Origin of the sequence: Bacillus sp. THAF10, from assembly GCF_009363695.1 — a bacterium.
Lineage (GTDB): Bacteria > Bacillota > Bacilli > Bacillales > Bacillaceae_I > Sutcliffiella_A.
In genome coordinates, this window is the sequence record NZ_CP045403.1 from 1,790,456 (window position 1) to 1,802,509 (window position 12,054).

Below are 12,054 nucleotides of genomic sequence, written 5' to 3' on the forward strand. Positions count from 1 at the left end.
CATAAATAATTGATGATTTAATAATACATATGAAATGCAAGAGAGGGGTTTTGGAAACTCATGGGACAAGATAAACAAGTCTTTTCTATTGATTGGGCTGGCAGAGAACTTTCAGTAGAAATAGGACAATTAGCCAAACAAGCAAACGGTGCTGTAATGGTACGTTACGGAGACACCGCTGTACTTAGCACCGCAACAGCTTCAAAAGAGCCAAAAAAATTAGATTTCTTTCCATTAACTGTAAACTACGAAGAAAGACTTTACGCGGTAGGGAAAATTCCAGGTGGTTTTATTAAACGAGAAGGCCGTCCAAGTGAAAAAGCAATTCTTGCAAGTCGCTTAATCGATCGACCAATTCGTCCATTGTTTGCTGACGGATTTCGTAATGAAGTACAAGTCATCAGCATTGTTATGAGTGTAGATCAAAACTGTTCTTCTGAAATGGCAGCAATGTTTGGATCTTCCCTTGCTCTGTCTGTTTCTGACATTCCTTTTGAAGGGCCAATTGCTGGGGTAACAGTAGGAAGAATTGACAACGAGTTTGTCATTAACCCAAATGTAGAGCAACTGGAAAAGAGCGACATTAACCTTGTAGTAGCCGGAACAAAAGATGCCATCAACATGGTAGAAGCTGGTGCAGATGAAGTGCCAGAAGAAGTGATGTTAGAAGCAATCATGTTCGGTCATGAGGAAATCAAGCGCTTAATCGCTTTCCAAGAAGAAATTGTTCAAGCTATTGGAAAAGAGAAGACAGAAATAAAATTATATGAAGTAGATAAAACGCTTGAGCTTGAAATTCGTGCACTTGCTGAAGAGAAAATGACCAAAGCTGTGCAGGTTCACGAAAAGCATGCACGTGAAGCGGCAATTAAAGAAGTAAAAGAAGAAGTTATCGCACGTTATGAAGAACAAGAGTTAGAAGCTGACGTATTAAAACAAGTAAATGAAATTTTAAGCATGCTTGTAAAAGAAGAAGTGCGTCGTCTTATTACGGAAGATAAAGTACGTCCAGATGGTCGTAAGAGTGACGAAATCCGTCCTCTATCATCTGAGGTAGGACTTCTACCGCGTACACATGGTTCAGGTTTATTTACTCGAGGACAAACCCAAGCGTTAAGTATTTGTACCTTAGGTGCACTTGGAGATGTTCAAATCCTAGATGGTTTAGGAATTGAAGAGGAAAAACGCTTTATGCATCATTATAACTTCCCGCTATTTAGCGTAGGTGAAACAGGACCGATGAGAGGTCCTGGTCGACGTGAAATTGGGCATGGTGCACTAGGTGAAAGAGCTCTAGAACCTGTTATCCCTTCTGAAAAAGACTTTCCATATACAGTAAGACTAGTTTCAGAAGTACTTGAATCTAATGGTTCTACTTCACAGGCAAGTATTTGTGCTAGTACGCTGGCGATGATGGATGCAGGGGTACCAATCAAAGCACCTGTAGCAGGTATTGCGATGGGACTTATCAAAAAAGGTGAGCACTATACTGTTCTTACAGATATTCAAGGAATGGAAGATCACTTAGGGGATATGGACTTCAAAGTTGCTGGTACATCAAAAGGAGTAACGGCGCTGCAAATGGACATCAAAATTGAAGGCTTGTCTCGTGACATCTTGGAAGAGGCACTTCAACAAGCGAAAATCGGTAGAATTCAAATTCTCGATTCTATGCTTGCAACCTTAGCAGAATCGCGCAAGGAACTTTCTCCTTATGCTCCTAAAATCTTGATGATGAGCATTAATCCAGATAAGATTCGCGATGTAATCGGACCAAGTGGAAAACAAATTAATAAGATTATTGAAGAGACCGGAGTGAAAATTGATATCGAACAAGACGGTACAGTATTCATTTCTTCCATAGATATGGAAATGAACGAGAAAGCAAAGAAAATCATCGAAGATATCGTGCGTGAAGTACAAGTTGGAGAAATCTACCTTGGAAAAGTAAAACGTATTGAAAAGTTCGGTGCCTTTGTTGAACTGTTCAGCGGCAAAGATGGTCTTGTGCATATTTCGGAGCTTGCAGAAGAGAGAGTAAAGCAAGTGGAAGATATTGTGAAGCTTGGTGAAGAAGTACTTGTAAAAGTAATGGAAATTGATAAACAAGGAAGAGTAAACCTTTCTAGAAAAGTGCTTCTTAAAGAAAAGAAAGAAAAAAATGAACAAATGTCATAATGTAAATAGCCTGGCTTAGCACCGGGCTTTTTGCCTACTTTATTATTAATTATTCAAAGTGAATTATGATGAAGATTTTTCAAGCATGTGATTGAAGCAAATGCGGAGACTCCGCGGGAATGAAGCGATTGACAGGAGACCCCAAAGGGCGAAGCCTGAGTAGTCTCCTCCATCGCCCGCAGGACGCGGAGCCATTTTGCACAAATCAACAGCGGCTAAAGGAGCAACCTTTACTCCATTCTTTGTTCTACCTTGTCCTTTTTCTACATAAATTCTAAGTAGAAAGGAGAGGGGTAGAATGAAAAGAAGAACCTTACAAATCTTTGCATTTATCGTCATTGCTTTATTTACATATAAAACGGTGAATCATCCGTTTCCCAGTGATATTTCAGGTCATATAGTCAATGACTTTGAGCAGGTATCAAAAAAACAGGACCCTCTCATGCTAGAAGTGATGGAAAAGGCTTCAGCATTTGAAGTGTCGCCTCAGGATGCGAAAATTGATAAGGTTTGGAAAGCACAGCCCGGCTTAAACGGTTTAAAAGTGGATGTAGAAGCTTCTTATAAAAAAATGAAAAAAACGGGCATGTTTGATGAAGCCAAGCTAGTATTTGAACAAGTTCCACCAAAAGTTCACTTAGCTGATCTTCCCCCTTCTCCCATTTATAGAGGTCATCCGGAAAAACAGATGGTAGCTTTTCTCATAAATGTAGCTTGGGGCAATGACCATATCCCAGGGATGCTAGAAACCTTAAAAAAACACGACGTGAAGGCGACGTTTTTTCTTGAAGGCAGATGGGTGAAAGAAAATCCATCTATGGCAAAAATGATTATAGATGCTGGACATGAAGTTGGTAACCATTCGTATACACATCCTAACATGAAAACTCTTGGCAGCAGTGCCGTGCGTGATCAATTGATGAAAACGAACGAAGTGATTGAGGCGATTTCTGGAAATAAAGTAGAGTGGTTTGCTCCACCAAGTGGCAGCTATCGAGATGAAGTGGTCTCCATTGCTCACGAGTTAAATTTAAAGACAATTATGTGGAGTGTGGACACAATTGATTGGCAAAAACCTGCACCTGATGTTTTAGTGAATCGTGTAATGAAAAAAATACATCCTGGTGCAATGATATTGATGCATCCTACACCATCTACGGAACAAAGCTTAGAAACGATGATCGTTTCTATCAAGGAAAAAGGGTTAGAGCTTGGAAGTGTAACGGCCCTGTTGGATGAGGAAAGAATTATACATCACAACTAGAACCTGCAAACGGAATAGGAGGATAATCTTTGTTAACAAAACATACATGTTCAAATGGAGTAAGAATTGTATTAGAGAACATCCCACATGTCCGCTCCGTTGCAATTGGAGTATGGATTGGAACTGGTTCGAGGAACGAAGATCAACGAAACAATGGAGTATCTCATTTCCTTGAGCATATGTTTTTTAAAGGAACCAAAACAAAAAATGCCCGTGAAATCGCAGAAGCATTTGATTCCATTGGAGGCCAAGTGAATGCGTTCACATCCAAGGAATATACCTGTTATTATGCGAAGGTTATGGATGAGCATTCCTCTTATGCTTTGGGTGTTTTAGCAGATATGTTTTTTCATTCTATCTTCGATGAAGAAGAGCTGAAGAAAGAGAAAAACGTTGTTTACGAAGAAATTAAAATGTACGAAGATGCACCAGATGATATCGTTCATGATGTGCTTGCAAGAGCTTGTTATGGAAACCATCCTCTTGGATACCCAATTCTTGGGACAGAAGGAACGCTTTCAAAATTTGATGGCGATACATTAAGATCATACATGAAAGAAACCTATACGCCTGATAATGTGGTGATCTCCGTTGCAGGGAACATTAATGATAGCTTTATTAAAGAAATAGAAGACATGTTTGGCAGCTATGAAACGGGATATTCCAAAAGTGATTATGTGAAGCCAGCGTTTGAAACCGGTCGAATTGCAAAAAAGAAAACAACAGAACAAGCTCATCTTTGCATTGGGTATAATGGGCTTCCTATTGGCGATAAGGATATCTATAATCTTATTGTTTTAAATAACGTGCTTGGAGGAAGTATGAGCAGCCGTCTTTTCCAAGACGTTAGGGAAGAGAGAGGGCTTGCCTATTCTGTTTATTCCTACCATTCCACTTTTCAGGATAATGGTATGCTAACCATCTATGGTGGGACAGGCAGCAACCAGCTTGATATGCTGTTTGATACCATTCAACAAACGTTGAGTACGTTAAAAACGGAAGGAATAACAGAAAAAGAGTTAACGAATAGTAAAGAGCAAATAAAAGGAAGTCTTATGTTAAGCCTTGAGAGTACAAATAGTAGAATGAGCAGAAATGGTAAAAATGAATTACTCCTAGGCAGACACCGCTCTCTTGATGATATATTAGAGCGAATTAATAGCATCACACAAGAGTCTGTAAATAGTCTTACTAAACGGATCTTTACAGATGATTATTCCGTGGCGCTCATTAGTCCGAATGGAGAAATGCCAAACTCCATAAAAGAATAAAAATCTTTACCTTTAAATACCTGCCAAATTTGAATTGGCAGGTATTTTCTATAGGAAGCCTCTAATATATATGAAGTAGGAGGTGGTCATTTGCGATTGAGCGAGATGAGTGGCAAGGAAATTGTAGATGTAAAAAGAGCAGAGAGATTAGGGATTTTAGGACATACTGATCTGGAGATTAATGAAAACACAGGAGAAATCAGGTCTTTAATCATCCCTTCTTTAAGATGGTTTGGATTGAAGAAAGAGGGGCGGGATATTCGCGTACCCTGGAATCATATAAAAAAAATTGGGACAGATATGATAATCATTGATATTCCTGAAGAAGAGGAATAATGCAGCGTGGCCTATGCCAGGCTGTTTTTATTTTGGAGGCAACAGACCTTTCTCTAGCTATTCAAGCACAGATTATCTTCAGCGTACATAAGATGTGTAAGTAAGAAAATCATGAACAGAATTACAAACTTTCACGAAGTAAAAGAAGGTGACCAAAATATGCTGACCGGTATGCACATAGCTGTCATTGGCGGTGATGCAAGGCAGCTGGAAGTGATACGTAAGCTAATAGAGCTGGACGCAAAGCTTTCACTTGTAGGGTTTGATCAATTGGATCATGGGTTTACAGGAGCGTCTAAAGAGCAGTTAAATGAAGTGGATTTTTCTACTGTTGATGCCATCATCCTTCCTGTACCAGGTACAAATTTAGAAGGTCAGGTAGACAGTATTTTTTCGAATGAAAAAATTGTCCTGACCGAAGAAATAGTAAATGAAACACCGAAAAATTGTACGATTTTCTCTGGAATAACCAACGCTTATCTAAACCAGCTTATCGCAAACACGAATAGGAACCTTGTACAGTTGTTTGAAAGGGATGACGTGGCAATTTACAATGCCATTCCTACAGTTGAAGGAACCATTATGATGGTGATTCAACATACAGACATTACGATACACAATTCCAAAGTGGCGGTACTCGGGCTTGGAAGGGTTGGTACGACTGTTGCGCGTACTTTTTCTGCTTTAGGTGCGGATGTTCGGGTTGGTGCTAGAAAATCTGAGCATATTGCCCGCATTTTTGAAATGGGATTAACCCCCTTTCATCTAAAAGAGCTGTCAGAAAATGTAACAGATGTGGATGTTTGTATTAATACTATTCCGCATTTAATTGTCACCTCAGATGTGATTTCCAAAATGCCTGCCAATACATTAATTATTGACTTAGCTTCAAAGCCTGGTGGTACTGATTTTCGGTATGCAGAAAAAAGAGGAATAAAAGCGTTGCTTGCTCCAGGGCTTCCAGGAATAGTCGCTCCCAAAACAGCTGGTCAGATTGTGGCAAATGTTTTAGCTCATTTACTTAAAGAAGACTGGGATGGGAGAAAGGAGAATTAACCATGCAGCTTAAAGGAAAACGATTAGGGTTTGGCTTAACAGGCTCACATTGTACGTATGATGCGGTAGTACCAGAGATTCAAAAGCTCTTAGATGAAGGGGCAGAAATCATACCTGTCGTTACCTCTACTGTTCAGAATACAACGACTAGGTTTGGTCAAGGAGAGGACTGGATAAAGCGGATTGAAGACATGACTGGAAATAAGATCATTGATTCTATCGTAAAAGCAGAACCATTAGGTCCTAAACTTCCATTGGATTGCATGATTATTGCCCCTCTTACTGGGAATTCGATGAGCAAGCTGGCTAATGCCATTACAGAATCCCCTGTACTAATGGCAGCAAAAGCCACTCTGCGAAATCATCGACCAGTTGTTCTTGGAATCTCCACAAATGATGCGCTTGGGTTGAATGGATTAAATCTGATGAGACTGATGTCCACGAAAAACATTTACTTTATTCCTTATGGGCAAGATGCTCCTGAGAAAAAACCTAACTCTATGGTAGCTAGAATGAGTATGCTTCTTCCAACCGTTCTTGATGCACTGGAGCATAAACAAATTCAACCTGTTATAGTAGAAAGATACAAGGATGATCAATAATATTATTGCCAGAAGAGAAGAAAAGTAAATATTTCTTCTCTTCTTTATTTCAGTAATATGTTAAAATAAAGAATTATAAATCAATATATTCGAAGAGGTGGATTAATAGATGAATGGTTTTCACGTAGCAGTAGTAGGAGCAACGGGCGCAGTAGGGCAACAAATGTTACACACACTGGAAACAAGAGATTTTCCTATTAACAAGCTCACATTATTATCATCTGAACGTTCAGCTGGTAAAAAAGTTTCATTTAAAGGCAAGGAATATATTGTTGAAGTTGCGACACCAGAGAAATTTGAAGGCGTACACATCGCTTTATTTAGTGCTGGAGGAAATGTATCAAAATTACTAGCTCCAGAGGCAGCAAAAAGAGGAGCAATCGTGGTGGACAACACAAGCTATTTTAGAATGGATCCAAACGTTCCACTTGTCGTTCCGGAGGTCAATGAAGAAGATATCCTGAAGCATAATGGAATTATTGCCAATCCTAATTGTTCTACCATTCAAATGGTGGTTGCACTAGAACCAATCAGAAAGTTATATGGTTTAAAGAAAGTGATTGTAAGTACGTACCAGGCCGTATCAGGTGCAGGTGCTGCGGCAATTGAAGAGCTAGAGACTCAAATGCAATCTATTTTAAATAAAGAAGAATTTACACCATCCATCCTTCCTGTAAAAGGAGATAAAAATCATTATCAAATTGCATTCAATGCCATTCCCCAAATTGATAAATTTGAAGAAAATGGCTTCACTTTTGAAGAGCTAAAAATGATAAACGAAACAAAAAAAATCATGCATGATCAACAGCTCCAGGTTGCTGCAACTTGCGTGCGCCTTCCAGTTGTAACAGGACATTCTGAGAGTGTATATATTGAAATAGAAGACGAAAATGTGACTGTTCAAGAACTTAGAGGGTTGCTCGAAAGCTCTCCTGGTGTTGTTCTTCAAGATAAGCCCGAAGAACAACTGTACCCAATGCCAGCAAATTGCGTAGGTTCCAACGATGTTTTTGTTGGACGCATCAGACAGGACCTTGATAATAAAACTGGATTCCACCTTTGGATTGTCTCTGATAATCTCTTAAAAGGAGCTGCTTGGAATTCCGTACAAATTGCTGAGAGTCTGGTAAGGCTTGGAGTAGTTAAATAAGTATTTTAGGAAGAAAGGTCTCCAAAAGGCCTTTTCTTTTCTGCCTACTTATACACCGTCTGTTCTTGAACAATGAATAGGCCATTCTTTTGAAATGGTACTATTTTGACCACATCTTTCGTAAGTATTATGGAAGTTTTTTATACCGTGATGAGGTGTCAAAATATGAAAATAGTTGTTCAAAAATTTGGTGGGACGTCAGTAAGAGACGATCGTAGCAGACGTTTTGCGCTCAAGCATATTAAAAAGGCAGTAAGCGAAGGATACAAGGTAGTCGTCGTGGTGTCTGCAATGGGTAGAAAAGGAGAACCCTATGCGACCGACACTCTATTAAGCTTAATTGATGAAGGAACCAAACGGGTCAGTAAACGGGAAGTGGATTTGCTTTTATCATGCGGAGAAATCATCTCCTCGGTGATTTTTAGTAATCTCTTAATAAATGAAGGAATAAACGCGACAGCATTGAATGGTCCGCAAGCAGGTTTTCGGACGAACAATGAACACACGAATGCACGTATTGTGGAAATGAAATGCGAAAAGCTTCTTGACATGTTAAAATTATTTCAAGTAGTTGTGGTAGCAGGCTTTCAAGGAGAATCTAAAAGTGGGGATATATGTACCATAGGTAGAGGTGGGAGTGATACTTCTGCAGCGGCGCTTGGTGCAGCACTTAAAGCAGAATGGATTGATATTTTTACAGATGTGGAAGGTGTGATGACAGCTGACCCGAGGATTGTCAAAGACGCCTCTCCTTTGCCTGTTGTAACGTACAATGAAATTTGCAACATGGCCTATCAAGGAGCGAAAGTCATCCATCCTCGCGCAGTGGAGATTGCCATGCAAGCAAAAATCCCCATCCGCATCCGTTCGACCTATTCCAATTCAACAGGAACTTTAGTAACATCTCTTGATAAGACTGGTAAAGGATCAGATATTAAAGAAAGAATCATCACTGGCATTGCACATGTTCCACATGTTACCCAAATAAAAGTATTTGCTAAAGAAGGAGATTACGGCATTCAAACCGAAGTTTTCCGAGCAATGGCAAACGAGCAAATTAGTGTCGATTTTTTCAACATTTCTCCAACCAGTGTTGTCTATACGGTTTCTGATGAGATGAGTGATAAGGCCATTTCTGTCCTGCAACATCTTGGCTACGAGCCAAAGGTGAATCGCCATTGTGCGAAGGTTGCCACAGTAGGAGCGGGCATGAGTGGAGTCCCAGGCGTAACATCTAAAATTGTGACAGCCTTATCTGAACAAGGTATTCAAATCCTTCAATCTGCAGATAGTCACACCACCATCTGGGTACTAGTGAAACAAGAAGATATGATCAAAGCAGTGAATGCATTGCATCATGTTTTCGATTTGGCAAGAAAGCAAGTTACTGTAATACATCCAGCAGTGGGAGAAGGAGAGACGAAAGTAAATGATTAATTTTGGAAAAGTGTCAACAGCAATGGTGACACCGTTTGACAATAAAGGAAACATTGATTTCGAAAAAACCACGCAATTAATTGATTATTTAATAGCAAACGGTACGGACTCGTTAGTAGTGGCCGGAACTACAGGTGAATCTCCAACGTTATCTAATGAAGAAAAAATCGCATTGTTTGAACATACAGTAAAGGCAGTAGCAGGGAGAATTCCTGTAATAGCGGGCACTGGCAGTAATAATACACATGCATCCATTGATTTGACAAAAAAGGCAGAAGCAGTTGGTGTAGATGCCATTATGCTTGTCGCTCCATATTATAATAAACCAAATCAAGAGGGCTTATATCAGCATTTTAAAGCAATTGCAGCTGAAACTTCCTTGCCTGTCATGCTTTATAATATTCCAGGACGCTCGATCGTCAATATGGATCTAACAACGGTCGTAAAGCTTTCTCATGAACCTAACATTGTTGCAGTAAAAGAAGCTAGTGGCAACCTTGATCTTATGACGGAGATTATTGCAAATACTTCAGAAGATTTTCTACTTTACAGCGGAGATGATGGCTTGACACTCCCAGTTCTTTCGATTGGAGGAGCAGGAGTGGTATCAGTTGCTTCTCATATAATTGGAAATGAAATGCAAGAGATGATTAGTACTTTCATTTCAGGCGATGTCCAATCAGCAGCTAAGCGTCATCAAACCTTACTTCCAGTGATGAAAGGCTTGTTCAGTGCGCCAAGCCCAACACCAGTGAAGACGGCTCTACAGCTTAAAGGAATGGACGTAGGAGGAGTAAGACTTCCACTTGTACCTCTAACAGAAGATGAAAGAGTTGCGCTCACTAATCTTCTACAATCCCTATAATTTTTCAGGATCAAAACCATAGTTGGTTTTGATCCTTTTTTGATTTTGCACCAGAAATGTACAGTAATAATATTTCTTGTATTCCAATTCTTGCATACGTTATAATATTTTCAAATGACATGGAGCGGATATTCATTTAGTGTTTTCTAGCAGACCCTTTGATCTATCCCTGAATGCAAAGAATGCAACTCGTCATAATTTTCTTGAGCCTAAAAATAGGAGGTTAAAAAGTGAATACACCACAGATAGAGAAGCTTAAGGTATTTGCCCTTGGGGGAATCGGAGAAATCGGTAAAAATATGTATGTCATAGAAGCGGATCAGTCCATTTATATAATGGACACTGGAGTAATGATTCCAGAAGATGGGATGCTCGGGATCGATATGGTGATCCCTGATATTACCTATCTTGAGGAAAATAAAGAAAAAATTGAGGGGATATTCCTCACACATGGTCATGAAGAGCATATTGGCGGGTTAGGTTACATGCTAAGAAAAATTTCAGCCCCTGTTTATGGCACAAAGCTGACCATTGCTCTTGCTAAAGAACTAGTAAACAGAACAGGTGCAAGCAAGCGAGTAACGTTTACCGAAATTGATGAAAACACGGTCCTTACTTTAAAAAATCTAACAGTTACGTTTTTTCGTACACATCACAGCATCCCTGATTCCGTTGGCTTATGCTTTCACACCTCACAAGGAGCTATCGTGCATACAGGGGATTTTAAATTTGACCAGTCTCAACTGTCGCAAAATTCCGATTTAGGTAAAATCGCACAGATTGGAAACCAAGGCGTGTTGTGCGTATTAAATGATAGTACCAATGCTGAAAAACCTGGCTATACCTTATCAGAATCAATAGTTAAACAGGAAATTTCAGATGTTGTCTATAATGCAAAAGGCCGTGTGCTTGCAGCATGTCTGTCTACGAATGTTGGGCGAATCCAACAGGTAATTGAGGCAACTGTTACGAACCAACGGAAGCTTGTAGTTATTTCTCATCCAGCAGACAATAATTTTGATATAGCCAAGGAGCTTGGCTACATCAATATACCGGAGGATTTAATTGTTTCTGTGAATGAGTTGAATAATTTAGACAGCAGCAATTTGGTCGTCCTTACAATCGGCACACATTCACATTTAATGGCAGCGTTATTAAAAATGGCAAAAGGTGCTCATAAACATGTAAGTGTAAATTCTCAAGATACAGTTATGATTTGTGCTTCCCCAACTCCAGGCACTGAAATAACGGTAGGTAAAGTAATTGATAAGCTATTTCGAACTGGTGCAAACGTACTTCATAGCCAAAAGAAAATTCATTCTTCCGGACATGGATGTCAAGAAGAGTTAAAGCTCATGCTAAATCTTCTCAAGCCCCGTTATGTAATACCTATACAAGGGGAGTTTAAAATGCAAAGAGCCCTCTCGAAAGTGGCGGAGAGTGTGGGCATTGCTAAGGATAATATATTTTTGTTGAATAAAGGAGAAGTAATTGAATTCTCTAAAGGCGAAGGAAAGTATGCAGGGAAGGTTTATGCAGGAAATATCCTTGTGGACGGGCTTGGTGTTGGAGATATTGGTAATATCGTCCTTAGAGACAGAAGATTACTTTCACAGGATGGTATATTAATTGTAGTAGTATCCATTAATAAAGCTCAGAAAAAAGTGATCGCAGGTCCAGAGTTAATTTCTAGAGGATTTGTCTATGTCAGAGAATCAGAAGAACTGCTAGAAAAAGCAAATTTTATCGTAACAAACATTTTAGAAGATGCCATGAAAGAGCAAATATTCGAGTGGTCAAGTTTAAAGCTGAAGATAAGAGAATCCTTAAATCAGCAGTTATATGAAAAAACTAGACGAAGACCGATGATTCTTCCCATTATTATGGAAGTATAA

At 39.4% G+C, this 12,054-nt stretch carries 10 protein-coding genes; all 10 read left to right on the top strand.

From position 1 onward, the window contains the following. Positions 1-60 precede the first annotated feature (60 nt). Positions 61-2,178 carry a polyribonucleotide nucleotidyltransferase gene (pnp, locus tag FIU87_RS09405; RefSeq protein WP_152444355.1) on the top strand — a complete coding sequence of 706 codons (2,118 nt, stop codon included), beginning with the start codon at positions 61-63 and terminating at the stop codon, positions 2,176-2,178. 298 nt (positions 2,179-2,476) lie between these two features. Next, complete coding sequence (locus FIU87_RS09410) at positions 2,477-3,442, top strand: polysaccharide deacetylase family protein (RefSeq protein ID WP_152444356.1); 966 nt, start codon at positions 2,477-2,479, stop codon at positions 3,440-3,442. Between the two features lie 29 nt (positions 3,443-3,471). After that, on the top strand, positions 3,472-4,713 hold the full coding sequence (locus FIU87_RS09415) for a M16 family metallopeptidase (RefSeq protein WP_152444357.1): 1,242 nt from the start codon (positions 3,472-3,474) through the stop codon (positions 4,711-4,713). A gap of 90 nt (positions 4,714-4,803) precedes the next feature. Further along, positions 4,804-5,049: a YlmC/YmxH family sporulation protein gene (locus tag FIU87_RS09420; protein WP_152444358.1), complete on the top strand. Its 246-nt coding sequence runs from the start codon at positions 4,804-4,806 to the stop codon at positions 5,047-5,049. 159 nt (positions 5,050-5,208) lie between these two features. After that, entirely contained in the window at positions 5,209-6,105 is an 897-nt protein-coding gene (gene dpaA, locus FIU87_RS09425; RefSeq protein WP_152446488.1) for a dipicolinic acid synthetase subunit A, read from the top strand. 2 nt (positions 6,106-6,107) lie between these two features. Then, positions 6,108-6,707: a dipicolinate synthase subunit B gene (locus FIU87_RS09430; RefSeq protein ID WP_152444359.1), complete on the top strand. Its 600-nt coding sequence runs from the start codon at positions 6,108-6,110 to the stop codon at positions 6,705-6,707. Between the two features lie 109 nt (positions 6,708-6,816). Further along, on the top strand, positions 6,817-7,857 hold the full coding sequence (asd, locus tag FIU87_RS09435) for an aspartate-semialdehyde dehydrogenase (protein WP_152444360.1): 1,041 nt from the start codon (positions 6,817-6,819) through the stop codon (positions 7,855-7,857). Positions 7,858-8,022: 165 nt separating this feature from the next. Continuing rightward, a complete protein-coding gene (dapG, locus tag FIU87_RS09440; RefSeq protein ID WP_152444361.1) occupies positions 8,023-9,294 on the top strand; it encodes an aspartate kinase in 1,272 nt (423 codons plus the stop codon). Then, positions 9,287-10,159 (top strand): 4-hydroxy-tetrahydrodipicolinate synthase, encoded by an 873-nt coding sequence (gene dapA / locus FIU87_RS09445; RefSeq protein ID WP_152444362.1) that lies wholly within the window; start codon positions 9,287-9,289, stop codon positions 10,157-10,159. Before dapG ends, dapA begins: the two co-directional genes overlap by 8 nt. A 230-nt stretch (positions 10,160-10,389) precedes the next feature. Beyond that, entirely contained in the window at positions 10,390-12,054 is a 1,665-nt protein-coding gene (locus FIU87_RS09450) for a ribonuclease J (RefSeq protein ID WP_152444363.1), read from the top strand.

Bases quoted from the DNA above. Each gene is read 5' to 3' on its own strand.
- pnp (WP_152444355.1), top strand. From the start codon at position 61: ATGGGACAAGATAAACAAGTCTTTTCTATTGATTGGGCTGGCAGAGAA.
- FIU87_RS09410 (WP_152444356.1), top strand. From the start codon at position 2,477: ATGAAAAGAAGAACCTTACAAATCTTTGCATTTATCGTCATTGCTTTA.
- dpaA (WP_152446488.1), top strand. From the start codon at position 5,209: ATGCTGACCGGTATGCACATAGCTGTCATTGGCGGTGATGCAAGGCAG.
- FIU87_RS09430 (WP_152444359.1), top strand. From the start codon at position 6,108: ATGCAGCTTAAAGGAAAACGATTAGGGTTTGGCTTAACAGGCTCACAT.
- asd (WP_152444360.1), top strand. From the start codon at position 6,817: ATGAATGGTTTTCACGTAGCAGTAGTAGGAGCAACGGGCGCAGTAGGG.
- dapG (WP_152444361.1), top strand. From the start codon at position 8,023: ATGAAAATAGTTGTTCAAAAATTTGGTGGGACGTCAGTAAGAGACGAT.
- dapA (WP_152444362.1), top strand. From the start codon at position 9,287: ATGATTAATTTTGGAAAAGTGTCAACAGCAATGGTGACACCGTTTGAC.